Source organism: Thioclava litoralis (assembly GCF_045278885.1).
In the GTDB taxonomy this organism is placed as follows: Bacteria; Pseudomonadota; Alphaproteobacteria; order Rhodobacterales; family Rhodobacteraceae; genus Thioclava; species Thioclava litoralis.
This window is the reverse complement of record NZ_CP135445.1, coordinates 77,244-100,474: the sequence shown is the minus strand read 5'-3', so window position 1 is coordinate 100,474 and position 23,231 is coordinate 77,244. Positions and strand designations below refer to the sequence as shown.

The 23,231-nt window shown below is 59.7% G+C and carries 20 protein-coding genes and 5 pseudogenes; 6 read left to right on the top strand and 19 right to left on the bottom strand.

Features of this window, described 5'->3' with window-relative positions; translation table 11 throughout:
* Positions 1 to 30 precede the first annotated feature (30 nt).
* Positions 31 to 738, bottom strand: a complete 708-nt coding sequence (gene ribD, locus RPE78_RS16295) for a bifunctional diaminohydroxyphosphoribosylaminopyrimidine deaminase/5-amino-6-(5-phosphoribosylamino)uracil reductase RibD (RefSeq protein WP_406721721.1) — start codon at positions 736 to 738, stop codon at positions 31 to 33.
* The gene (gene hisI, locus RPE78_RS16290) at positions 713 to 1,186 is read right to left on the bottom strand and encodes a phosphoribosyl-AMP cyclohydrolase (RefSeq protein WP_330629522.1); all 474 of its coding nucleotides are present in this window, start codon (positions 1,184 to 1,186) and stop codon (positions 713 to 715) included. The genes ribD and hisI overlap by 26 nt, the downstream gene beginning before the upstream one ends.
* Positions 1,187 to 1,270: 84 nt before the next feature.
* Here hisI and RPE78_RS16285 point away from each other — a divergent pair, with 84 nt between their 5' ends.
* Positions 1,271 to 2,377, top strand: a complete 1,107-nt coding sequence (locus RPE78_RS16285) for a GTP-binding protein (protein ID WP_330629521.1) — start codon at positions 1,271 to 1,273, stop codon at positions 2,375 to 2,377.
* 24 nt (positions 2,378 to 2,401) lie between these two features.
* Positions 2,402 to 2,860: a TGS domain-containing protein gene (locus tag RPE78_RS16280; RefSeq protein ID WP_330629520.1), complete on the top strand. Its 459-nt coding sequence runs from the start codon at positions 2,402 to 2,404 to the stop codon at positions 2,858 to 2,860.
* Positions 2,861 to 2,906: 46 nt separating this feature from the next.
* On the opposite strand, the gene RPE78_RS16275 is transcribed toward RPE78_RS16280, so the two are convergent.
* The 4 genes from RPE78_RS16275 to aceB form a co-directional block, all read right to left on the bottom strand.
* On the bottom strand, positions 2,907 to 3,275 hold the full coding sequence (locus tag RPE78_RS16275; protein WP_406721720.1) for a hypothetical protein: 369 nt from the start codon (positions 3,273 to 3,275) through the stop codon (positions 2,907 to 2,909).
* Between the two features lie 7 nt (positions 3,276 to 3,282).
* Positions 3,283 to 3,741, bottom strand: coding sequence for an IS3 family transposase (locus RPE78_RS16270; RefSeq protein ID WP_406721719.1), 459 nt, complete (start codon positions 3,739 to 3,741; stop codon positions 3,283 to 3,285).
* A gap of 141 nt (positions 3,742 to 3,882) precedes the next feature.
* The gene (locus tag RPE78_RS16265) at positions 3,883 to 5,493 is read right to left on the bottom strand and encodes an isocitrate lyase (protein ID WP_330629518.1); all 1,611 of its coding nucleotides are present in this window, start codon (positions 5,491 to 5,493) and stop codon (positions 3,883 to 3,885) included.
* A 92-nt stretch (positions 5,494 to 5,585) separates the two neighbouring features.
* Positions 5,586 to 7,202, bottom strand: a complete 1,617-nt coding sequence (gene aceB / locus RPE78_RS16260) for a malate synthase A (protein WP_330629517.1) — start codon at positions 7,200 to 7,202, stop codon at positions 5,586 to 5,588.
* A 200-nt stretch (positions 7,203 to 7,402) separates the two neighbouring features.
* Between aceB and RPE78_RS16255 the strand changes: the two genes are divergently transcribed.
* Positions 7,403 to 8,839 carry a short-chain fatty acyl-CoA regulator family protein gene (locus tag RPE78_RS16255; RefSeq protein WP_330629515.1) on the top strand — a complete coding sequence of 479 codons (1,437 nt, stop codon included), beginning with the start codon at positions 7,403 to 7,405 and terminating at the stop codon, positions 8,837 to 8,839.
* Positions 8,840 to 8,921: 82 nt separating this feature from the next.
* Here the strand turns inward: RPE78_RS16255 and RPE78_RS16250 are convergent.
* Positions 8,922 to 9,110 (bottom strand): annotated as a pseudogene (locus RPE78_RS16250) (IS3 family transposase); the annotation flags it as partial.
* A gap of 79 nt (positions 9,111 to 9,189) precedes the next feature.
* Here RPE78_RS16250 and RPE78_RS16245 point away from each other — a divergent pair.
* A pseudogene (locus RPE78_RS16245) lies at positions 9,190 to 9,483 on the top strand (helix-turn-helix domain-containing protein); the annotation flags it as partial.
* Between the two features lie 90 nt (positions 9,484 to 9,573).
* Here RPE78_RS16245 and RPE78_RS16240 read toward each other — a convergent pair.
* From RPE78_RS16240 to RPE78_RS16215, 6 genes and pseudogenes are all read right to left on the bottom strand, one after another.
* Positions 9,574 to 9,909 (bottom strand): annotated as a pseudogene (locus RPE78_RS16240) (putative oxygenase MesX); the annotation flags it as partial.
* Between the two features lie 237 nt (positions 9,910 to 10,146).
* Positions 10,147 to 11,019, bottom strand: a complete 873-nt coding sequence (locus RPE78_RS16235) for a LysR family transcriptional regulator (RefSeq protein ID WP_330629514.1) — start codon at positions 11,017 to 11,019, stop codon at positions 10,147 to 10,149.
* A 120-nt stretch (positions 11,020 to 11,139) separates the two neighbouring features.
* A complete protein-coding gene (gene prpB, locus RPE78_RS16230; RefSeq protein WP_330629513.1) occupies positions 11,140 to 12,045 on the bottom strand; it encodes a methylisocitrate lyase in 906 nt (301 codons plus the stop codon).
* 4 nt (positions 12,046 to 12,049) lie between these two features.
* Positions 12,050 to 13,219: a 2-methylcitrate synthase gene (gene prpC, locus RPE78_RS16225; protein WP_330629512.1), complete on the bottom strand. Its 1,170-nt coding sequence runs from the start codon at positions 13,217 to 13,219 to the stop codon at positions 12,050 to 12,052.
* Positions 13,216 to 14,733 carry an MmgE/PrpD family protein gene (locus tag RPE78_RS16220; RefSeq protein ID WP_330629511.1) on the bottom strand — a complete coding sequence of 506 codons (1,518 nt, stop codon included), beginning with the start codon at positions 14,731 to 14,733 and terminating at the stop codon, positions 13,216 to 13,218. Before RPE78_RS16220 ends, prpC begins: the two co-directional genes overlap by 4 nt.
* Positions 14,730 to 15,158, bottom strand: coding sequence for a hotdog domain-containing protein (locus tag RPE78_RS16215; protein ID WP_330629510.1), 429 nt, complete (start codon positions 15,156 to 15,158; stop codon positions 14,730 to 14,732). Before RPE78_RS16215 ends, RPE78_RS16220 begins: the two co-directional genes overlap by 4 nt.
* Positions 15,159 to 15,310: 152 nt before the next feature.
* Between RPE78_RS16215 and RPE78_RS16210 the strand changes: the two genes are divergently transcribed.
* A complete protein-coding gene (locus RPE78_RS16210) occupies positions 15,311 to 16,705 on the top strand; it encodes a short-chain fatty acyl-CoA regulator family protein (RefSeq protein WP_330629509.1) in 1,395 nt (464 codons plus the stop codon).
* Between the two features lie 204 nt (positions 16,706 to 16,909).
* Positions 16,910 to 17,095: pseudogene (locus RPE78_RS16205) on the top strand (hypothetical protein); the annotation flags it as partial.
* Here the strand turns inward: RPE78_RS16205 and RPE78_RS16200 are convergent.
* From RPE78_RS16200 to urtA, 6 genes and pseudogenes are all read right to left on the bottom strand, one after another.
* Positions 17,021 to 17,570: pseudogene (locus RPE78_RS16200) on the bottom strand (transposase); the annotation flags it as partial. The pseudogenes RPE78_RS16205 and RPE78_RS16200 sit on opposite strands and share 75 nt — an antisense overlap.
* A gap of 704 nt (positions 17,571 to 18,274) precedes the next feature.
* Entirely contained in the window at positions 18,275 to 18,964 is a 690-nt protein-coding gene (gene urtE, locus RPE78_RS16195; RefSeq protein ID WP_330629508.1) for an urea ABC transporter ATP-binding subunit UrtE, read from the bottom strand.
* 9 nt (positions 18,965 to 18,973) lie between these two features.
* Positions 18,974 to 19,723: an urea ABC transporter ATP-binding protein UrtD gene (gene urtD / locus RPE78_RS16190; protein ID WP_330629506.1), complete on the bottom strand. Its 750-nt coding sequence runs from the start codon at positions 19,721 to 19,723 to the stop codon at positions 18,974 to 18,976.
* Between the two features lie 4 nt (positions 19,724 to 19,727).
* The gene (urtC, locus tag RPE78_RS16185) at positions 19,728 to 20,870 is read right to left on the bottom strand and encodes an urea ABC transporter permease subunit UrtC (protein ID WP_330629505.1); all 1,143 of its coding nucleotides are present in this window, start codon (positions 20,868 to 20,870) and stop codon (positions 19,728 to 19,730) included.
* Between the two features lie 8 nt (positions 20,871 to 20,878).
* Entirely contained in the window at positions 20,879 to 21,805 is a 927-nt protein-coding gene (urtB, locus tag RPE78_RS16180; RefSeq protein ID WP_330629504.1) for an urea ABC transporter permease subunit UrtB, read from the bottom strand.
* Between the two features lie 141 nt (positions 21,806 to 21,946).
* Positions 21,947 to 23,218 (bottom strand): urea ABC transporter substrate-binding protein, encoded by a 1,272-nt coding sequence (urtA, locus tag RPE78_RS16175; protein WP_330629503.1) that lies wholly within the window; start codon positions 23,216 to 23,218, stop codon positions 21,947 to 21,949.
* Positions 23,219 to 23,231: the final 13 nt, after the last annotated feature.

Genomic DNA, 23,231 nt, shown 5'->3' with positions numbered 1-23,231 from the left:
CACGCCCCCCCGCGTTGGTCGCCGTGCCCTTCACTCGGCTCTGATCAAATCGACTGCGGGCATGGCCTGCAGGCAGGGATCATCCTCGGGCACAGCCACCATGGTCAGCCCCCATTCGCCCAACAGGGCAAGGAGTTCAGGCATGTCTCCCGACAGACGCCGCCGTTCCTGACCCTGCTTTGTGCGGAACTGCAACCACAGCCCGTCGCCTTGCGTGCAAAGAGAGCCATCACAACTGCGCGGGATCTCTGTCCGCGCATTCTCCATCGTCAACACCAATGGCTGCCCCGTGCGGGTCCGGTGCAAAAAACCCGCCATGATCTTGGCCGCCGCATCGGCGCCCAGCCCCACCGAGAGCCTCACACCCGCAGCGCCCAACCGACGGAACCCGCCCCCGTTCACACGGGGGTCCGGGTCCTGCATGGCGCAGACAACACGGGCGATACCGGCAGAGATAATCGCATCGGTGCAGGGCGGTGTCTGCCCCCAATGGCAACACGGTTCGAGCGTGACATAAAGCGTGCCACCCCGCGCCTCTTCCCCCGCGGCCTCAATGGCGGCGCGCTCTGCATGCGGGCGCCCGCCCGGATAGGTCGCGGCCTCGGCCAGAGCCCGACCGTCCTTTACCAGCACACAACCCACGGGAGGATTGGGCCAGACGAGCCCCTGCGCCCCCCGTGCAAGATCCAATGCCCGCTGCATCCATTGCGTGTCAGAGCAGCGTCGGGTTCGGGGCATCGCCATAGACCAGCTTGGGGTCAAATGTCTTCTGCGGCTCACGGAACTCCAGCGGCTTACCGGCAGCAGCACCAAAGGGTACCGAGCGGTAGAAACACGAGCGATACCCCACATGGCACGAGGCCCCCGATCCCGTCACCGCAACCTTGATCCAGAGCGCGTCCTGATCATCATCGATCCGCGCCTCGACCAGCTTCTGCACCAGCCCCGACGTCGCGCCCTTATGCCAGACGGTTTGCCGCGTGCGGCTGAAATAATGCGCCTCACCTGTGGTGATGGTCAGCCGGAATGCCTCGTCGTTCATCCAGCCAAGCATGAGCACCTCGCCGCTTTGCGCATCCGAGGTGATACAGGGCATCAGCCCGTTGGGACCGAATTTCGGTGCCAGATCGGTGCTTTCTTCGACCTGCTCGACGGTAGTCCTTGGTTGGAAGGTCGGTTCTGTCATCACGTTTTCTTTTGGTGCCTTGTGTCGCGTAATGTTATATTGTAACAATAATGACCTAACAGAGCAGATTTGTAAAGGGCGGCCATGACGCAAGCGACAGAAAACCGCTGCCCCGTCACCGTGTTGACAGGCTTTCTGGGGGCGGGGAAAACCACGCTTCTCAACCATCTGATCCGCGACCCGCAGGCCGGCCGGATCGCGGTGGTCATGAACGAATTTGGCGATGTGGGCCTTGACCACGACCTGATCGAAGAGGCCACCGAAGAGACCGTCCTTCTGCCATCGGGCTGCCTGTGCTGCACGGTTCTGGGAGATCTGGCCAAAACCCTGCAACGGCTAGCCCAACGTAAAGACGCGGGCGAGATCGCCTTTGACAGGGTGGTCATCGAAACAAGCGGCGTGGCCGATCCCGCGCCCGTGATCCACACGCTGGCCACCGACCACCAGATTGCACAGGCCTACCGACTGGATGGGGTGGTGACGGTTGCCGATGCGGCCACAGGGATGGCTGCGCTGGACCGGCAGTTCGAGGCAGTCAATCAGGTGGCCGCGGCCGATCTGGTCATCGTCTCGAAAACCGATCTCGTGCCCCCCTTACAGCTTGCCCGCTTTGAACATCGCCTCGGAAGTATCAATCCGCATGCGCGGCAACTTCATGCGCAAAACGGACAGGTGCAGCAAGGGGTTCTGTTCAACCTCTCCGCCATGCGCAGCACTGTCGAGATGGCAGAGGTCGAAACCTGGCTGGGGCACCCCGATCCTTTGGCCGGCCTCTCGGGAATGGCCCCCAAGCCCGCGCCTTTTGCCCCCGCCCCGCATAGCCCGCATGACCACCGCATCAGCAGCGCCTCCGTCACACTAAAAGACCCGATCCCGGCAGAGACATTCGATCTGTGGCTGGACACGCTGATTGCGCTCAGGGGGCCGGATATCTTGCGCATCAAGGGGATCTTGCATGTTGAAGATGCAGACTATCCCTTCGTCTTCCACGGTGTACAGCATATCTTCGAGATGCCCGTGCCGCTGAAACACTGGCCCTCGGATGACAAAACCAGCCGTGTCGTGGTGATCGCCCGCGATATGACACAGGCCGATCTGGACGCCAGCCTGACAATGCTGCGCCTGCTTCCCGCACAAGAGACAACCCAGACTGCCGGCATCATGGTCCATTCCATCGACATGCCCGTATGACCTCGCCCCTTTGAAAGACCTCCCATGATCAATATCCGCCTGCCCGACGGGGCGATCCGCACGCTTTCAGATCAGAGTTCTGCCGCCGATCTGGCCCGAAGCATCAGCCCCAGCCTTGCCAAACGCACAGTGGCCGCCGTGGTCGATGGCGCCCCCGCAGATATGTCGGCGCCCTTGCCCGATGGCGCCCAAATCGAACTGATCTCGCGCGACGATCCCCGCGCGCTGGCGATGATCCGCCATGATCTGGCGCATATTCTGGCTCAAGCCGTGCAAGATATCTGGCCTGACACGAAAACCGCCATCGGCCCCGCAATCGATCACGGGTTCTACTATGATTTCGACCGCGAGCCCCCCTTTACCCCCGAAGACCTGCCGCGGATCGAGGCCAAGATGCGCGAGATCATCACCGCAAAACAGCCCTTTACCTGCGAGGAATGGTCGCGTGAAAAGGCGCGTGCGCATTTCGAGGCAGCGGGCTAACCCTATAAACTGGCGCTCTTGGAGGCCATTCCCGAGGGCGATCCGGTCAAGATCTACCGTCAGGGCGGATGGCTCGATCTGTGTCGCGGACCGCATCCTCGGGCACAGCCACCATGGTCAGCCCCCATTCGCCCAACAGGGCAAGGAGTTCAGGCATGTCACCCGACAGACGCCACCGTTCCTGACCCTGCTTTGTGCGTAGCTGCAACCACAACCCGTCGCCCTGCGTGGAAAGGTAGCCATCACAGCGCTGGGGGATCTCTGTACGCGCACCATCCATAGGCACCACCAGCGGATGCCCTGTACGGGTCCGGTGCAAAAAGCCCGACATGATCTCGGCCGCCTCATCGGCACCCAGACCCACCGAAAGCGTCACCCCCGCAGCGTCCAGCCGCCGGAATCCGTCCCCGTTCACACGGGGATCAGGGTCCTGCATTGCGCAGGCAACGCGAGCGATACCGGCAGAGATAATGGCATCGGTGCAGGGCGGTGTCTGCCCCCAGCAGGAGCCACTGCACCAGAAGATCGGGAATGTTGGCCAGATCCGCCACCCCGATATGGCGGGTAAAGAGCCACAGCCAGAGCGGATAGGCCCATCCCTCGCGGGTCCAGATGTAGATGATATCTCCCGCCCATTTCTGGTTTGGCGCCGTCGCCGTGAAATCCTGCTTGAGATGCTTCGGGGCGATGTTGAAGCTGTAGTCGCTGTCGGTCGTGCGCTTGAATTTGCGGCTTCTCAAGACCTGGATGCCATTGTCACGCATGATCCGGGCGATCCTATGTTGCCCGACCTGGACGCCTAGCTCGTTCAGTTCCTGCGTCATGCGCGGGCGGCCATACGGTGATGCGCCGAACCCGACACAGCTTTGACATCGCCGCAACCCAATCTGATCATGGTTCTCCCCTCGACCCGGGACTGATCTTCTGGGGACTGAAAATGCGCCGCACCGAAAACCGGAGCGGCGCGGAGGATGCCGGGAGGAAAGACACCTCAATCAATCCGGCGGCCGTTTCTTTGCAGCTTATTCTGCCGCGAACTGGTTCATGGTGTTGGCCGCGCCGCCCGCTTTCAGCGCCCGTTCGCCCCCGACCATTTCCTTGAAGGTATCGCCCAGATCGGACCCCACCTCGTGCTGGTGCTTGACCGCAGAGATGCCGCGACGGATCTCTTGCCGCTGAACGGTCGAAACATAGGCCAGCATCTTGTCCTCGCCGAAATAGCCCTGGCTCAGCTCGTCCATGGATTTCGCGGTGAGGTGGAAGGTCGGCAGCGTGATCAGGTTGTGGAACACGCCCGCTTTCGTCGAGATGTCGAACTGGAAGTTGCGCAGACGGTTGTCCGCCTCAAGCCCAAGCTCGGTTTCGTCGAAATCGGCCTTCATCAACTCGTTGCCCGCCGGGTAATCGGCCTCCTTGATCTTGCCCTCTTCAAGCCACTGATCGCGGACCTGTTTGCGCAGATTGAGCGTCCAGTTGAACGACGGCGAATTGTTGTAGGTCAGTTTCGCATTCGGCACTTTCTCACGGATTTCATTCACCATACCGGCGATCTCATCCACGTTCGGCGTGTCGGTTTCGATCCACAAAAGATCGGCCCCGCCATGCGACAGCGACGCGATGCAATCCTCGACCACACGGGCGCGCCCGGTGTTCGGTTTGAAAGGGAAAAGACCGTTGGGCAGCCGACGCGGACGCACGAACTCACCGTCCTGATAGAGCGCTAGCTCGCCTTCTGAGATCGGGGTTTCTTCCGTGATCTGTTCGGTGTCGAGCCATTTGATATAGTCTGAGGCCAGATCGCCCGGCGCGGCGGAGACCGGCACTTTCTGCGTCAGACCGGCCCCGAGACTGTCGGTGCGGGCGACGATCACACCATCATCGACGCCCAGTTCTTCGAAAGCCAGACGGCAGGCGCGCAGCTTTTCGATGAAGTCCTCACGTGGTACGGTGACCTTGCCGTCCTGGTGACCGCATTGCTTGGCATCCGACACCTGGTTCTCGATCTGGAGACAGCAAGCCCCGGCCTTGATCAGTTCCTTCGCCAGAAGGTAGGTCGCATGTTCGTTACCAAAACCGGCGTCAATGTCGGCGATGATCGGCACAACATGGCTCTCGAACGTGTCGATCTTCTCGATCACCGCTTTACGTGTCTCCTCCGTAGTGGCCAGCTTCAACTCCTTGAACAGATCGTTCAAAGCCACCTCGTCGGCCTGACGCAGAGAAGTATAAATCTCGCGAATGAGGTCGGCCACCGCGGTTTTCTCATGCATGGACTGATCCGGCAGATGCCCCCAGGTGTTGCGTAGACCGGCGACCATCCAGCCGGAGAGATAGACATAGGTGCGTTTCGTGGTACCGTTCAGACGTTTCACGGACTTGATCATCTGTTGGGCATGAAACCCGGACCAGCAACCAAGCGACTGGGTGAACTTCGTCGCATCCGCATCATAGGCGGCCATGTCGGCGCGCATGACACTCGCCATGTCGCGGGCAATGTCGAGATGGGTGTCATAGGTGTTCTGGATCCTGAGCTGGATGATGTCGTCCACGGTGACACCGCCTGCGGCTTGGCTGTTCGGGTAGCGGGCTTCAAGCTCCTCGCGAAGCTCGGCATAGGTTTTGTGCTGTTCCATGATATATCCTCTCTGTGGCAGTTTGAGCAGACTGGCGGGCAAGCGCATGGGTATCGGCCCGCCAAAGGGGGAAAGCTGTGTAATCAGGTCCATCAGTCGAGCGCGTTCAAGACATCATAGGCTGGGACCGTAATGAAATCGGGCATCTCGTGCGCCGTCACCGCTTCGTGCAAGAGGCGCAGCGCAGAGGCGTAATGCCCGCGGTGGAACCCAACCGGGCCAATCCGGTCGAGAATGTCCGACACCTCCGCCTGCAACAGCTTGCCGAACCACTCGGCGTCCATCTTGCGCGCGCCACTTCCGTCCAGCGCAACCTCCACCCCGTGACGTATCCATTGCCAGAGCTGCGCGCGGCTGATCTCGGCGGTGGCCACATCTTCCATCAGGTTGTGGATCGGCACAGCGCCCCGGCCCGAAAGCCATTGCGACAAGTATTCGAGCGCGACGGAGATGTTCATCCGCACCCCGGCCGCAGTGACCCTGCCCCGATGTGGTTCCAGAAGTTTGTATTCTTCAATCCGGTAATATTGCCGTGGGCGTTTGATCTGATTGGCCTCGGGCATATGGCGATCAAAGACCTCCATTGCGACCGACACCAGATCGGGATGTGCCACCCATGTACCGTCATGGCCCAGCTGCACCTCGCGCAGCTTGTCAGCCCGGACTTTCTCGAAAGCCGCCTCATTGGCCGCCGAGTCGCCCTTCACCGGGATTTGCGCCGCCATGCCGCCCATGGCGTGAATGCCGCGCCTATGACAGACCTTAACGAGCTGTGCGGCGTAGGTCGCCAGAAACGCCTTGTCCATCGTGACTTGCGCCCGGTCGGGTAACGCGTATTCCGGATGCGCGCGCAGCGTTTTGATATAGCTGAAAATGTAATCCCAGCGACCACAGTTTAGCCCAGCAATATGGTCGCGCAGCTCCCAGATGATCTCATCCATCTCGAAAGCTGCACGCAGGGTTTCGATCAGCACGGTCGCCTTGATCGCGCCCTGCGGCAGTCCGATCCGATCCTGCGCCCAGACAAAAATCGCATTCCAGAGCCGCGCCTCGCGATGGTTTTCCAGCTTTGGCAGGTAGTAGAACGGCCCCCGCTCAGTTTTATAAAGCTCATGGGCGTTGTGAAAGAAAGACAAACCGAAATCGAACAAGGCGGCGGACATCGGCTGGCCGTCGATCAGCACATTGGCCTCTTCCAGATGCAGCCCCCGCGGGCGCACGACCAGCGTCGCGGTGTGTTCTGCGGTGCGATAGGATTTGCCGGTTTTCGGATTGTCGAAGGCAAGCGTGCCGTCGCGATAATCCATCAGGTTCACCTGACCGGCGATCATGACGTCGAAACGCGGCGCAGAGGCGTCTTCGAAATCTGCCATAAAGACTTTGGCCCCGGAATTCAGCGCATTGATCATCATCTTGCGATCCACCGGACCGGTGATTTCGACCCGACGGTCCTGAAGCGCCTCAGGCACGCCCGCCGCCTGCCAGTACCCGCGCCGGATGTCCTGTGTTTCCGACAGATATTCCGGCAGATGACCGGTGTCATAGCCGTTCTGGCGCGAGGCACGCGCGTTCAAAAGTGTGCGCAGCGGCGTCGCAAACTCAGCATTCAGCGCGATGAGAAACTCCAGCGCCTCTGGCGTCAAAACGTGCTCCGCCCCCGCGACATCGCGCAGCACAAGCGCCTTCGAGTGTGTTAGATCCAGAGCCATGATTTCCTCCCTTATGTCAGTTCAATTTCTGTATGCATCGACATGCGATTCCTGTAGTTAGATTAGTAATGTCATGAAAAACTTCACTATCTATTTGTTATCAAATGGTTATATTGTAATTTTTGTAATTTCTTTCATGGCCGATTTGTAATGTTGTCACGCCAGAAACGGCACACTGAGCTAAACGGGAGAAGCAGGGCATGAGTCCTAAAGGCGTCAAACTGAACATCGGCAACCGCCTCAAGGTGCTGAGAAAATCGCTTGGGCTGACACAGGCGCAGATGGCGGCGCAGCTCGATGTCTCCACCAGCTACATCACCCTGATCGAGACGGATCAGCGCCCGGCCTCTGCTAAACTTCTGATGAAGCTCGCACAGGTCTACGACATGAACATCTCAGAGCTGGCCCCGGAGATCGACACGCAACTGACGGCGGATTTCGAAGCGGTGCTGAAAGACCCGGCGCTCGAACTGCCGCGCCTACCGAAAAGCGAGATCGATGCCGTGCTGCAAGCTTCGCCCCGGATCGCCGCAGCTCTGGTGCGTCTGCAAGGCAAGCACACCGACGCCATGATGCGCAGCCAGACCGACGAGAACCCGCTCACGGATCGCAACAAGGTCGAAGTGCTGGGCCAGATCGCACGCCCGGTGGAGCGGGTGCGCGACTGGTTCTATGCCAACAGCAATTACATCGCCCCGATTGACGAGGCCGCCGAAGCCCAGGCCACCGACATGAGCTTGCATCGCGAGGAACCGCACATAGCACTCACCGAACGGCTGACACGCCATGGTATCCGCGTGCGCATCCTCCCGGCCACCGTCATGAGCGGGGCGCTCAGGCGCTACGACCCGCATCGCAAAGAGTTGATGCTCTCAGAACTTCTCACTCAACGCAGCCGCCGGTTTCAGATGGGGGTTCTGATCGCGCGGCTTGAGCACGAAGAACTGATGGATACGGTGATGGCTAACGCGGGCTTCGGCGGAGACTGCGAAAGCCTCGCCCGTGTAAGCCTCGCAAATTACTTCGCCGCCGCCCTGCTCATGCCTTACAAACGCTTTCTCGCCGCATGTGAACAGGAGCGGTACGATATCGAGCTGATTGGCCACCGCTTTGGCGCGAGTTACGAACAGGTGGCGCATCGCATGTCCACCCTGCAACGGCCAGACGCGCGCGGTGTGCCGTTTTTCTTCGTGCGGATCGACCGGGCGGGGAATATCTCCAAACGCTTCAGCGCGGGCCGTTTCCCGTTTTCGCGCTTCGGTGGCACATGCCCGCTCTGGAACATCCATGGCGCTTTCGAGACCCCCGAACAGGTCCAGACACAGGTCATTCGGATGCCGGAGGGCGCAAGCTACCTGTCGATTGCCCGCACCGTGACCCGCGTGGGCGGCACCTATAATGCACCTGCACAGAAACATGCGATCGGTCTGGGATGCGACCTCTCCTACGCCGCGCGCCTGGTCTACGCCGACGGGCTCGATCTCGGGACCACCGAACCGACGGACATCGGGTTGAACTGTTACCTCTGTGAGCGCCGCAACTGCGCCTCACGTGCGCAAGCCCCGATCAACCGCAAACTCGCGATCAACGAACGCGAACGCAGCCTCGCCCTGTTCCGGTTCGAGGGCGAAGTGTGATCTCAACTTCCTTTCCTCCCTCAATGAGGGCATTCATGCAAAAGCGATGTCGTCCACTCAGCCGTGAAGGCATTTCGCTTTAGCTGCCCAAGCTGAGCCGATGCTGTTCGCGAATATGGGCCAAAAGGATCATGTCGCGGCGCTGACGTAGCGATGGCGGCCTGTGACGCCATGCCCGGAGCCCACGGTCCGAAACTTGCATCAGGCGACAAAGACGGGCGCGTGAAAGATCTCCGCGATAATCCGCAATGAACTGAAATCTCATTGCTTTTGACACGCGAAGAAGATCTCGGTGGGTTCAATCGGTCAGCGCAACATCTTTGATATGAGATGGTGTGAAAGGACTGGGCATGGCGCAATCTGCACGTATTGGATTTTTGCGAGAACAGAAGGCGGAACTCTGCCAACGCTGGAAGAATGGCGAAACTCTTAGCGAGATTGGTCGTGCCTTGGGTAAGCACGTGGCCTCTGTCTTTGCCATCCTCGTCGCGCGTGGTGGCTTCGCGCCTGTAGAGCGCAGGCATAAGGTGGGAGCGCTTACCTTTGCCGAGCGAGAGGAAATTTCGCGCTCCCTGAGTTCGGGGCGGTCTGTGCGGCAAATCGGTCGTGATCTTGGGCGGGCCCCCTCCACGATTAGCCGTGAGGTTTCGCGAAACGGGGGACGATTAGTTTATCGCGTAGCTCGGGCCGAAGATCAGGCTTGGACGCGCGCCCGCAGACCCAAGCCATGCGCATTCGATCCGCGCACCAGTCTTGTGATCGACGATAGTGGTTTTCAGCATCTCGATCACCGGGATGTCACCGCCATCGCCATCAATGTCCAGATCGGCAGAGACAATCCCCAGCTCGACGGCGTAGCAATCCCCCTTGGGGTTGTCCCAATGGGCCAATGCGTTGAAACGGTTGTCGATCATGGTGAGCGCCCGGCGCAGGTTGTCCTGACAGCTTTCCCCACGTGCCAGATTGGCAAAATTGGTCGTCAGCCAGGTGTGATCCGCCGACGTATAGTTTTCGTCGAAGCGAAGGGTCGAAATTTTGAATGCAAAATCTTCGGTCTGGTGATCGCTTATCCTGTGTGCCTGAGATTTGGCCAAAGGCCCAAGGCGGATCCCGGAAGGTTGCGTCAGGGCTTGCCAGTCTCGGGTCCGGTGTCTCAACTGGTGGTCGTCATTAGGCTGCGGAAGCCTTAGTCTCGGGAACCAAAGCAGTTTCGTGGCTGTATGCGCGAAAATAATCATGAATAGAAATGATAATATTTCTGAAATACATGACTGAACATCATATTGATGCTCCCCCTAAGGGAGCCGTCAGATTTGGACGGTGGCGGCCAGTTCCATGAAGCCGCTGAGATAATTGGGGCGTTCCCCCTTACGATGACCCAAATGAATCGACTTTTTGATCCCCTGCCCCAGACCCACGCCTCTCACCCCCTTGACTTCGCGCAGCAACCAATCCGGCGTTGCGCTGACTGCACGGCCCGACGCCACCAGACGCAGCATCAGATCGGTGGTTTCCACCGTGCGGTGACGACGCGGCAGAGCATGAGCAGGGATCAGAAATTGGGTATAAATATCCAGCCTCTCGCGGGAGACCGGATAGGTGATCAGGGTGTCCCCCGCCAGATCAGCCGGTTCTGCCCGATCTTTGCGCGCCAAAGGATGGGTTTCGGCCACGGCCAAAACCAGCTCATAGTCAAAGACGGGTTGATACTCGATCCCCGGCTGCTCGACCGGATCAGGCGTGACGAGAATGTCGATTTCATGACTCAAAAGCGCAGCAAGGCCACCGAACTGAAAGGCCGTTGTCACGTCTAAATCCACATCGGGCCATTGCGACAGAAACGGATCAAGCACACGCATCAGCCAGTCTTGGCAGGGATGACATTCCATCCCCACCCGGATCGCACCGCGCCGCCCGCGGGCATAATCCTCAAGCACCACGGCGCCATATTCAAGTTGCGGCAACACGCGATTGGCCAGCCCCAGAAGATACTCCCCCGACGGGGTCAGGCGCAGTTTGTGACCTTCGCGCTTCCAGAGTTTCACCTGATAACGTTCTTCGAACCTGCGAACAGCATGGCTGACGGCTGATTGCGTCAGAAACAATTTATCGGCAGCCTGTGTCAGGCTGCCCGTCCGATCAATTTCACGTAAAATTGCCAGCGGTTGGAGGTCAATCATCAGGTATGAATCCTTGCTATAGATCTCTGATATAATCGTGCTGCAACATCATATCCAACCCCGAAGCATGCGCAGCGATCCACTGCACATTCAATACAAAAGCGTTTGAAATCAGCCCCCTTACTCCGGCGCGACCGATGCGGCTATTGAATTGTCCAGCGCCTCGAAAGTGTTTAGGCTGATGGTCTCATAAAGCTCCTTGCGGGTTTGCATCTCCGGGATCATCGTCGTCGTGGCCCCGTCGCGGGCAAGGGCGGCGTAGAGTTTTTCCTGCGCCTTGTTGGCGACCCTGAGCGAAGACACCGGCCAGATCACCATGTCATAGCCCAGCTCTTCGAACTCCTTAGCGGTAAGCGCGGGCGTGCGCCCGAATTCGGTCATATTGGCCAAAAGTTTGACACCGGGCAAAGCCGCGCGCATCTCTTTGAACATCTCGACCGAGGTCAGCGCCTCCGGGAAAATCGCATCGGCGCCCGCTTCGACGTAAAGTTTCGCACGAGCCACCGCGCCCTCAATCCCCTCAGAGGCCGCAGCATCTGTGCGAGCGATGATGACGAGATCGCGTGAGGCTTTCGCCGCCGCCGCCACTTTCGCCGCCATATCGGCCGCAGAGGCGAGTTTTTTGTCATTCAGGTGGCCGCACTTCTTGGGCAAAAGCTGATCTTCGAGATGCACGGCGCCCGCGCCGGCCTCTTCGAAGGCGCGCACCATATGCATGACATTGAGCACTTCGCCATAGCCGGTGTCGCCATCAACCAGAAGCGGCAAGCCAGAGGCGCGCGCGATCTGGCGAATGAAGAAACAGACCTCATCCACGGTAATAATGCCCAGATCCGGCAGGCCCATCGATGCGGTCATCGCCGCCCCCGACAGGTACAACGCCCCGAACCCGGTCGCCTTAGCCTGAAGCGCGGCCTGACCGTTATGCGCGCCCGGAAGCCGCAAGATGCCCGTTTCATTCAGCGCCTTGCAAAAGCGCCGCCCGGCGCTCTCTGCGGGCAAATCATCTGCAATCAAATAAGTCATGGTCTCACTCCGCTGCTCTGGGAAAGTCGATGCCCCGCCGTCCGAGCGGCAGGAAGGGGCGGTTTTCGGGGCCGATATAATTGGCCGAGGGACGGATGATCTTGTTGTCGATCCGCTGCTCGATCACATGCGCCCCCCAGCCCGAGGTTCGGGCAATGACGAAAATCGGTGTAAACATCGCCGTCGGCACGCCCAGCAGGTGATAGGAGACGGCGGAATACCAGTCGAGATTCGGGAACATACGCTTGGTCTCCATCATCACGACTTCGATCCGCTCGGCGATGTCATACATTTTCATCGAGCCTGCCGCTTCCGACAGGTGCCGGGCGATGCGTTTGATCACCACATTGCGCGGATCGGAGACCGTGTAGACCGGGTGACCAAAGCCGATCACCACCTCCTTGTTGGCGATACGCGCGCGAATGTCGCTTTCGGCCTCCTCCGGCGTCTCGTAGCGTTTCTGGGTCTCAAAGGCGACTTCATTCGCGCCGCCGTGTTTCGGCCCCCTGAGCGCGCCGATCGCCCCGGTAATGGCGGAATAGACATCCGCCCCGGTGCCCGCGATGGAACGCGCGGTGAAGGTCGAGGCATTGAACTCATGCTCGGCATAGAGGTTCAGGGTCACATGCATGGCACGGACCTCGTCCTCGTTGGCCTGGTTACCATGCAACAGATGCAGGAAATGCCCGGCGATACTGTCGTCTTCGGTCTCGACCTCGATCCGTCGCCCGTTCTGGACGTAGTGATACCAGTAGAGCAGCATTGAACCCTGCACCGCGATCAACCGGTCCACAATGTCGCGCGCGCCAGCGGTGTTGTGATCGCTGGCCTCAGGTAAAACGCAGCCCATCGCCGAGGCCCCGGAGCGCAGCACGTCCATCGGATGTGCCGCTGCCGGGATTGCCTCAAGCGTTTTACGCACGGCTTTCGGCAGGCCCCTGAGCACCTTGAGCTTGGCCTTGTAGGCATCGAGCTCTGCGGCGGATGGCAGGCAGCCATGGATCAACAGATGCGCAACCTCCTCGAACTCGCAACTCTCCGCAAGATCGAGAATATCATAGCCGCGATAATGCAGGTCATTGCCGCTTTGCCCCACCGAGCACAGCGCGGTGTTGCCTGCTGTGACGCCCGAAAGCGCCACGGATTTTTTCGGTTTCTTGATGTCGCCGCTCATGTTTTCCTCCAATCAAAAATGCCATGCGGACGCAGCGCGCCGAGCTTTTCGGCATCGACCACGAAATTGAGTTGGCCCAGATCACCCGCCTTGAGATCGGCAAGCCCCTCGGCCACATCGAGAAAGCGCTGTTGTTCGGGCGCGCTCAGCACGCCTTCCGAGAGGGTCAGGAATTTCCGGACGTAATCCGCCCGCACGAAGGGGCGCGCCCCGTCGGGATGGGCATCGGCCAGTGCCAGCTCATCCACGATGTGGGACCCGTCATCAAGCGTGACCGTAACCCGCCCGCCGAAGGCCTTTTCCTTCGGATCGCGGACGTGATAGCGGCGCGTCCATTCGGCATCCTCGGCGGTCGAGATCTTGTGCCAGAGCGCCACGGTCGAGGGCCGCCGGGCGCGCTCCGGCGCATAGCTTTTCTCGTGGTGCCAACCGCCATCTTCGAGCGCGACCGCAAAGATATACATGATCGAATGGTCCAGCGTCTCGCGCGAGGCCGTGGGGTCCATCTTCTGCGGGTCATTCGCCCCGGTGCCGATCACGTAATGGGTGTGATGCGAGGTCTCGATCCGGATCGATTGGACCTTGGACAGATCGCCGATCTTCGGTCCCATGCGGCGGGCAAGGTCGATCAACGCCTGACTTTGGTACTCCGCCGAATACTCCTTGGTATAGGTGTCGAGGATCGCACGTTTGGCCTCACCTTGCTCCGGCAGCGGCACGTGATAGACGGCATCCGGCCCAGACAGCAGCCATGCGATAAAGCCGTCTTCGCCTTCCCAAGCCGGGCTGGGAGCACCTTCGCCGCGCATCACACGGTCAACGGCCTCGATCGCCATTTTGCCCGCGAAGGCCGGCGCATAGGCTTTCCATGAGGAAATCTCGCCCTTGCGCGATTGGCGCGTCGTGGTTGTCACATGCAGCGCCTGCTGGATCGCCTGATAGATCACCTCGACCGGCAGGTTCAGCGCGGTGCCGATCCCGGCTGCAGCCGATGGCCCGAGATGGGCGATATGGTCGATCTTGTGCTCATGCAGGCAGATGCCCTTTACCAGATCGACCTGAATCTCATAGCCGGTCGCCAGCCCTCGGATCAGATCAAGGCCAGAGAGGCCTGCATGCTGCGCGACCGCCAAAACCGGCGGGATATTGTCGCCCGGATGAGAATATTCGGCGGCCAGAAAAGTGTCGTGGAAATCCAGTTCTCGCACCGCCGCACCATTGGCCCAGGCGGCCCATTCCGGGCTGACGCGGGTGTCGGTCGGCATACCGAAAACAGTCGCGCCGGGGGCATAGGGATGACACAGTGCCTGCGCCCGAGCCGAGGCCACCGGACGGCGCGACACCGAGGCGGCGGCAACGGCGGCGTTGTCAATCACCCGGTTGATGATCATCTCGATCACCTCGGGGGCCACCGCGACCGGGTCGGCTGCCACCTCCGCGATTTTCCAGGCCAATTGGTCTTCGCGGGCCAGATGTTCGGCGGATTTATAGCTCCGCACATCATGCGTTTTCATATAGTCTCTTCCTTCTTTAAGAGCTTTTCAGTGAGGGCGCGTGGGCGCCCGGCTGCATCCACGGCCACCATCACGAACTGTCCCTTGAGGGCCTCGCGACGACTGCCGGTGTCCATCTCTTCTGCGATGCCCGTGACCGCGACACGCATGGAACTGCGACCAATACGGATGATCTCGGACCGAAGCTCCAAAAGCTCCCCGACCCGGACTGGCGTGGTGAAATCCACCTGTTCCGAACGCGCCATCACCACCGCACCACGCGCCCTGCGGGCCGCGGCGACAAAGGCCGCCCGCGCCATTAGCGACAAGGCCGTGCCGCCAAACAACGTGCCATAGTGGTTCGCCTGTTCGGGAAAGATCATTTCGACCATCAGAGTCGGGTCATCGAGCTGATCGTTTGGATGACCATCGGGCGTCTGGGACATCAGGGGCTCCATCTATCGGTTTGTGGAAACCGAACTTCGCAAAATTAGCAAAGCCAGCTTCACACAAGGATGAAGCCAATATAAACTACTGAAAACGCGTATATTTGCGAAGGGATGTCTTATAAATTGCGAATATTGCGAAGGATGAGAGAATGAAAAAACCTTTCATGGGCGTCCGCCTGCGCCGCCTGCGCGAAGAGCGCAGCATGACCCAAGCCGCGCTGGCCCGCGCTCTGGAGATTTCGCCAAGCTATCTCAATCAACTCGAACGCAACCAGCGGCCTTTGACTGTGCCCGTATTATTGAAACTGAACGCCGTCTTCGGACTGGATGTGCAGTTCTTTTCAGAGGCCGAAGAAGCGCGTCTCATCCCTGATCTGCGGGCCGCGCTGGCCGATCAGGGGGCGGGGGCATCTCTGGCGGAGGTGCGCGAGATCGCGGCCAATATGCCCGGTGTCGCCCGTGCAATCATCGCAACACACGCCAGGCTGCGCGAGAGTACGGAGCGCATGGACCTGATGAACGGGCGCCTCTCCGGGGAACTCGGTGCAGGCCCTGCGCCCTTTGAGGCGGTGCGCGATTGGTTTTATGAACAGCATAACTATGTGCCTGCCCTGGACGAGGCAGCCGAAAGCATCGGACAGGGGCTACGCCCCGGACGGATAGCCGAAGGGCTGATCGACCGCCTTGCCGGGCGACACGGTATTCGTGTGGTGCTGGCGGATGACACCCGCGCGCTGCGCCGGTTCGATGCGGGAGCGGGGGTCTTGCATCTGTCATCGCAGCTGACAGCGGGGCAACGCGCTTTTCAGATGGCGACGCAGCTTGGGTTTCTGGAGCAAGGGAGCCTGATCGAACGGCTGGCCTTGGAGGCCGGGATGGAAAGCGACGACGGGCGCGCGCTTCTTCGTATCGGGCTGGCGAACTACTTTGCCGGGGCGGTGATCCTGCCCTACAGCAGTTTTCTCGAAGCCGCTGAGGCCGAAAGCTATGACATCGAACGGCTTGCCCATCGGTTCGGGGTGGGGTTCGAGACCACCTGCCACCGGCTGTCCACCCTACAACGGCCCGCGGCGCGCGGCGTGCCATTTTTCTTCGTCAGGGTGGATCGCGCGGGCAATATTTCCAAGCGTCAGTCCGCGACCGACTTTCACTTTTCGCGGATCGGCGGATCGTGTCCGCTATGGAACGTCTACGCGGCCTTCTCGCGGCTCGGCGAGGTGCTGACGCAGGTGGCACAGATGCCGGATGGACGCAGCTACCTCTGGGTTGCGCGCATGGTGCGCCACGGAACGGGCGGCTTCGGCGCACCAGTCAAGGAATTCGCTGTGGCGCTCGGCTGTGATCTGTCGCATGCGGAGCGGCTTGTCTATTCCCGCGGGCTGGACCTGAAGAACCCGGACATTGCCACGCCGATTGGTGCGGGCTGCAAAATCTGTGACCGCCAGGACTGTGCGCAGAGGGCCTTCCCCATGACGGGGCATCCGTTGCGCCCAGACCCCGGTGTGTCGCGGCTTGCGCCCTATTCCAGCAAGGACGGCGGGTAAGTTCGGCTGATCCGCCAGCCGGTTCATCCCGAGGCGACGCGTCAGAAGGTTGAACTGATGGGTATCGGTCATCTTTTGCCAACCCTCGATCAGCGCCTCACGCTTGGCAGGATCGGCCATAGGCGCCTCCGGTGCAGGCACTGGCTCGGGCGAGATGTCCGGCACCTGCTCGGCGAGGCGCAACTCCGCCACAAGCGCCGCCCAGGCGTGCCGACAAAGACCCACGTCTTGAACCTGCTTCATAGGCTGGTGGATGGTATGCCGACCGACCAGCCCGACGTGACGCCGCCTTCAAGTCTCGTTTTGACGAAGGAGCCTGATACTCACGAACGGCCCTGGGCGCATCCGCGGGATCAATCGCTCCGGCGTCCCACTCATCCTTCGGCGTAGAGTTCTGCTTGTTGGCATCAGCTTCAATCAGGCTGGCATCAATAGCCATGCGCTGGCCACTGACCAGTCCCTCTGCGATACACCGTGCGACAGTCGTCTCGAAAAGATGCCGCAGTAACTCGCTGTCACGGAAACGGCCGTGTCGGTTCTTTGAGAAGGTAGAGTGGTCAGGGACATGGTCGCTGAGGTCCAGGCGGCAGAACCACCGATACGCCAGGTTCAGATGCACCTCCTCGCACAGCCGCCGCTCTGACCGGATGCCGAAGCAATACCCTACCAGCAGCATTCGGATCAGCAGCTCTGGATCGACTGAGGGGCGCCCCGTGTGGCTGTAGAAATCGGCAAGGTAGGTTCGGATCCCGGAGAGGTCCACGAACCGATCAATGGAACGCAGCAGGTGGTTCTGCGGGACATGATCCTCCAGAGAAAACTCGTAGAACAGCGCCGGTTGCGCCTCCTGCCGCGGTCCCATCATCGCCGATCCTCCCGTCCCTTGCAGGAATTGAATCAGCCGATGGCCCTTCGATCAAGCACGAGTTTTTCAACAAAATACGCCGATTTCTGGCCGCATGCTGCACTGCGTTGATTATCTTGCGACCTCTGGCAACCTTCGCGAGTGCATGCCCTTGGTCAAAAGATAATTTGGCAAAACGTCAGCTTCGCGAATTCGGACTGCCCACCACCAACGGTGATCATGAACCGTAGGGCAAGCAAACGTCGCCTAAAGCTATTCCCGACGACCAGATATCGGTTTTCCCCAAACAAGTTGCCAACTTAGGGCGAATAAGTTCCAATTTAGGGAGAACGTCACAAGGAAGGAGTTGGCTGGGGCGGTAGGAACCGAACCTCAACCATACGACCCTGAAAAAATGACTGAATATCAAACATGTAATTATGAGACACAAAGGTCAGATCGTCGTGATGTGTAACCTTCTGTGTAAACATAGTTAGACACTTGCAACACGTCCAGACCATCTAGAAACTATCTCGTGGCCTGTTCTGGAATGTAGCAAATCTACCGCCTATATCGAGTCAAACAAACGACGAGCCGTTTCCATGCAACTCTACAGCAACCGTGCCTTCGATATCCATTACCAGCATCTGGTCGGCGAACCCGAAGCCGCCGCCAGCTAAGCAAAGGGGCGGCCCCATAGGCCGCCCCCGTTCCTGTCCCGCCGCTCAGATCGAGAGGAACCGCGAGACCTTTTCCTCGTCCACCGAGGCGCGCGGCGCATCATGGACGATATCGCCATTCTCGATCACCAAGATCCGGTCGGCCACATCCAGCGCGAAACTCAGCACCTGCTCGGACACAAAGATGGTCAGCCCGCGCTCGTCACGGATGCGGCGCAAAACCCGCGCCATCTCGCGGATGATCGAGGGCTGGATCCCTTCGGTCGGTTCGTCCAGAAGCAGCACTTTGGGGTTTGAGGCCAGCGCCCGTGCAATGGCCAGTTGCTGTTGCTGACCGCCCGAAAGGTTGCCACCGCGCCTGTGGCGCATCTCCTTGAGCACCGGAAACAGCTCGTAGAGATTTTCGGGGATCTCGCGCCGTCCCGTGACGGTCAGGCCTGTGCGGATATTCTCCTCTACCGTCATCGCCGAAAAGATCATCCGGCCCTGGGGCACATAGGCAATGCCGCCCGCCACCCGCTTATGCGAGGGCATCTGTGTCATATCCAGACCATCCACCATGATCCGCCCCGATTTCGGTGGCACGATCCCCATCAGGCTTTTCATCAGGGTCGTCTTACCCATGCCATTACGGCCCATAATGGCCACGATCTCGCCTTTGGGGATAGAAAACCCTGCCCCGTGCAAAATCTCGCTTTCGCCATAGGCGGTGCGCAGCTCGGTTACATCCAGCATGTTAACTCCTCAATGGCCCAGATAGACTTCGATGACATTCGGATCGGCCTGCACCTTGGCCATCGACCCTTCAGCCAGCAGCTTACCCTGATGCAGCACGGTAACCCGCGTGGAGATATCCTCGACAAATTTCATGTCATGCTCGATCACCAGAACCGAACGATCGGCCACGATCCGGCGCAACAGCTCGGCGGTCTTGACCCGCTCGGCCACCGACATGCCCGCCACCGGCTCATCAAGCATCAATAATACAGGATCCTGGATCAGCAACATGCCGATCTCCAGCCACTGCTTCTGGCCATGGCTGAGAAAGGCGGCTTTCACCGACAGCAGATCGGAAAGGAAGATTGTCTCGGCGATCTCTTCGATCCTCGCACGCACCTGCGCATCGCGCCGGAAGGCCAGAGCCCCAAAAACCGAGTGGCCGCGCGGATAGGAGATCTCGAGATTCTCGAATACCGTCAGGTCCTCATAGACCGAAGGGGTCTGGAACTTCCGGCCGACACCGGCATGCACGATCTGGTCCTCACGCAGCTTGCGCAGGTTCTGGCCTTTGAAATCGATCCGTCCGCCAGTGGCCTTGGTGCGGCCACAGATCAGGTCAAGCACGGTGGTTTTGCCCGCCCCGTTAGGCCCGATGATGACGCGGCATTCATTGGGCGCGATATAGAGATTGAGCCCGTCCACCGCCTTGAACCCGTCAAAGGACACGGTCAGGTCTTCCACGGTCAGCACGAGATTGGGATTTATGTAATTCATGATCTTACTCCGCGGGGGTGGTATGGGGTTCGCCTTGCGGCGCGCGGCGGCTCAGGCGCGGAGCGATCTGGCTGTTCCAGATACCGGCCAGCCCCTGCGGGAAGAACAGCACCACCGCAATAAACAGTGCCCCAAGCCCGAACTGCCACAGATCGGGGAAATTCTCCGAAAACAGGGTCTTGGCAAAGTTCACCAGAAGCGTGCCCCAGACCGCGCCCAGAAGCGAGTTCCGCCCGCCAACAGCGCAGAAGATCACCATCTCGATCGAAGGCACGATACCCACGAAAGTCGGAGACATGAAGCCCACCTGCAGGGTGAACATTGCCCCCCCGATCGCCGCGAAAGCCGCACCGATACAGAAGACGAAAATCTTGAACGAGGCGACATCATATCCCGAGAACCGCACGCGGTCTTCCTGATCACGCATGGCAATCAGGATCCGCCCGAGTTTCGAATGGCGGATATATTGCGCCAGAGCCAGGCAGGCGAAGAGAAGCCCGCCATTGACGAAATAAAGGATCGTCTTGGCGTCATCGGTCCGGATATCCCAGCCTTTGAGTGTGCGCAGATCGGTGATGCCGTTGACCCCGCCGGTATAGCCCTGCTGGCCGATGATCAGGATCGTCAGGATCGCGGCAATCGCCTGCGTGATGATCGAGAAATAGACCCCGCCCACACGACGCCGGAACATCGCCGTCCCGATGATGAAGGCAAAGATCACCGGCACGGCCACCACCGCCAGTACGGAAAAACTCAGGGAATGGAAGGGCTGCCACCACAGGGGAAGCTGGGTGATCTGGTTCCAGTCCATGAAATCGGGGATGCCGGGTGTCGTCTGGATCTTGGTGGCCTCGGGGGTCGATGCTTCGAGTTTGAGAAACATCGCCAGGGCATAGCCACCAAGTCCGAAGAAGATGCCCTGCCCGAGGCTGAGGATGCCCCCTGCCCCCCAACACAGCACGAGCCCCACCGCGACAAAGGCATAGGTCAGGTATTTGCCGAACAGATTGAGCCGGAACGGGTCGAGAAAGAGCGGGAAGACCACGAAGATCAGGAGGGCAAGGATCACGGCGCCCAACAATTCGGTCCGGTCTAGGAACGGGTGTTTGGCCAGCGCTGGCCCTTTGGACGTGTTTGAAACGGTCATTGCGGGCCTCATTTACGGAGTTTCAGCGAGAAGAGCCCCTGCGGGCGCAACATCAGGATGATGACAACGGTCAACAGCGTGAGCACCTTAGCCATCGAGCCGGACAGGAAAAATTCCATGATCGACTGGGCCTGCGAGATCGAGAAGGCAGAGACGATCGTGCCAATCAGGCTTCCCGCGCCGCCAAAGACCACCACGAGGAAAGTATCCACGATATATTGCTGGCCTGCGGTCGGCCCTGTCGACCCGATCATCGTGAAGGCGCAACCTGCCACCCCTGCCACACCGCAACCGATGCCGAAGGTCATGCGGTCGGTCATCGCGGTATTGATCCCCACGGCATTGGCCATTGTCCGGTTGGCCACGACGGCACGCACCTGCAACCCCCAGCGCGAGCGGAACACCAGCACATAGATCGCCGCCGAAATCGAGACCGCCAGCGCCATCACGATCATGCCGTTGATCGGCACCTCGATCATATCGGTCACATTCCACGACCCCATCATCCAGTCGGGCAGGCTGACGCCCACTTCACGTGCGCCAAAAATGGTGCGATAGGTCTGCTGCAAAAACAGCGACAGCCCCCATGTAGCCAGAAGCGTGTCGAGCGGGCGCTTGTAGAGCCTGCGGATCAGCGCCCATTCCACCAGCATGCCAAGGGCCCCTGTCACCACAAAGGCCAGCACCATCGCGACGAAGAAATAGATGCCGTAAAGCGCGGGCAGATAGGCCTCGAACAGATGCGAGACCATATAGGTGACATAGGCGCCCAAGATCATGAACTCGCCATGCGCCATATTGATCACGCCCATCTGACCGAAAATGATGGCAAGCCCGAGGGCCATCAGGACGAAAACGGAAAAGAGGATCAGGCCGGCCACGCCCTGCATGGCAAAGATCGCCATCAGATCGCTCCAGCTATAATCGGCGAACATATCGCGCCTCCTTGAATGTGAGGGAAGGGTCGGCTGGACCCGAACAGGAAAAGCGGCGGAGAGACCTCTCTCCGCCGAAGTCAGAGCGACTGTCGCCAAAACGACTTCAGTCACAGGGGAAAGCTGACGCGGAAGACCCGCTTACTGATAGCCCTCGGGGAAGGGGTTCGGCTCGACCAGATCCTTGGTGGCATAGACCTCCTCGAACTGGCCGTTACTCAGGGCCTTACCCACCCGCGTATGTGACCAGAGGTGGTGGTTCTCGTGGATCTTCACCTCGCCACAGGGCGCATCCATCGCGATCCCCGGACTGGCGGCACGGATCTTGTCGATATCGAAGCTGCCCGCTTTCTCGACAGCGGCCTTCCAGAGCCACGGCCCGAGATAGGCGTTCTGGGTCACATCGCCCACAACCATATCGGCGCCCCACATCTCTTTGAAAGCAGAGACGAACGTATGGTTGGCCTCGTTATCGAGCGACTCGAAATATTTCATACAGGCATAGGCGCCCTCGATATTCTCGCCGCCGATGCCACGGATCTCGTCTTCGGTGACCGAGATGGTCAGCAGAAGCGGCTTTTCCTTGCTCATGTCGATGCCCGCCGCCTTCAGCTGTTTGTAGAAGGCCACATTCGAGCCACCGACCACGATCGCATAGATCACATCGGGGCGTTTGAGCTTGATCTTGTTGATGACCGAGTTGAACTGGGTGTTGCCAAGTGGATAGTAATCCTCGCCTACGACCTTCCCACCCAGATGGTCCTCGATATGTTTGCGCGCGATCTTGTTAGAGGTGCGCGGCCAGATGTAATCGGAACCCAGCAGGTAGAAGCTTTTCGCGCCCTTCTCCTGATTGACCCAGTTGAGCCCAGCGATGATCTGCTGGGTCGCTTCCATGCCGGTATAGATGACATTCGGGCTTTCCTCGAGACCTTCATAGAAGGTCGGATAATAGAGCATGCCGTTATACTGCTCGAAGACCGGCAGCACGGCCTTACGCGAGGCGGAGGTCCAGCAGCCCATGACCGAGGCCACCTTGTCATCCACCAGCAATTTGCGCGCCTTCTCGGCGAATGTCGGCCAGTCGGAGGCACCGTCTTCCTGCACGAATTTGATCTTGCGGCCAAGCACCCCGCCCTGCGCGTTGATCTGTTCAATCGCGAGTTTCTCGGCCTGCACCGAGCCGGTTTCAGAGATTGCCATTGTGCCGGTGATCGAATGCAGGATGCCCACGGTGACATCGGTATCAGTGACCGCCAGCCCCGTTGTGTTCACGGCAGCGGTCGGGAAATCCTGTGCAAAAAGCGCCTTGGGGGTAAAGAGCGAGGCGCCGAAGGCTGCGGCGGCGGTTCCGGCAAGGAACTGGCGGCGGCTGGGGCCTGCGCTCTGGGTCAGGTCCGGCTTGCGAGACATAGTGAACTCCCTT

Coding starts and splice junctions, on each gene's coding strand:
- hisI (WP_330629522.1), bottom strand. CDS start 1,186: ATGACAGAACCGACCTTCCAACCAAGGACTACCGTCGAGCAGGTCGAA.
- RPE78_RS16235 (WP_330629514.1), bottom strand. CDS start 11,019: ATGATTGACCTCCAACCGCTGGCAATTTTACGTGAAATTGATCGGACG.
- urtD (WP_330629506.1), bottom strand. CDS start 19,723: ATGAATTACATAAATCCCAATCTCGTGCTGACCGTGGAAGACCTGACC.
- RPE78_RS16280 (WP_330629520.1), top strand. CDS start 2,402: ATGATCAATATCCGCCTGCCCGACGGGGCGATCCGCACGCTTTCAGAT.
- urtB (WP_330629504.1), bottom strand. CDS start 21,805: ATGTTCGCCGATTATAGCTGGAGCGATCTGATGGCGATCTTTGCCATG.
- RPE78_RS16210 (WP_330629509.1), top strand. CDS start 15,311: ATGAAAAAACCTTTCATGGGCGTCCGCCTGCGCCGCCTGCGCGAAGAG.
- RPE78_RS16215 (WP_330629510.1), bottom strand. CDS start 15,158: ATGTCCCAGACGCCCGATGGTCATCCAAACGATCAGCTCGATGACCCG.
- aceB (WP_330629517.1), bottom strand. CDS start 7,202: ATGGCTCTGGATCTAACACACTCGAAGGCGCTTGTGCTGCGCGATGTC.
- RPE78_RS16265 (WP_330629518.1), bottom strand. CDS start 5,493: ATGGAACAGCACAAAACCTATGCCGAGCTTCGCGAGGAGCTTGAAGCC.
- prpB (WP_330629513.1), bottom strand. CDS start 12,045: ATGACTTATTTGATTGCAGATGATTTGCCCGCAGAGAGCGCCGGGCGG.
- urtC (WP_330629505.1), bottom strand. CDS start 20,870: ATGACCGTTTCAAACACGTCCAAAGGGCCAGCGCTGGCCAAACACCCG.
- prpC (WP_330629512.1), bottom strand. CDS start 13,219: ATGAGCGGCGACATCAAGAAACCGAAAAAATCCGTGGCGCTTTCGGGC.
- ribD (WP_406721721.1), bottom strand. CDS start 738: ATGCCCCGAACCCGACGCTGCTCTGACACGCAATGGATGCAGCGGGCA.
- urtA (WP_330629503.1), bottom strand. CDS start 23,218: ATGTCTCGCAAGCCGGACCTGACCCAGAGCGCAGGCCCCAGCCGCCGC.
- RPE78_RS16285 (WP_330629521.1), top strand. CDS start 1,271: ATGACGCAAGCGACAGAAAACCGCTGCCCCGTCACCGTGTTGACAGGC.
- urtE (WP_330629508.1), bottom strand. CDS start 18,964: ATGCTGGATGTAACCGAGCTGCGCACCGCCTATGGCGAAAGCGAGATT.
- RPE78_RS16220 (WP_330629511.1), bottom strand. CDS start 14,733: ATGAAAACGCATGATGTGCGGAGCTATAAATCCGCCGAACATCTGGCC.
- RPE78_RS16255 (WP_330629515.1), top strand. CDS start 7,403: ATGAGTCCTAAAGGCGTCAAACTGAACATCGGCAACCGCCTCAAGGTG.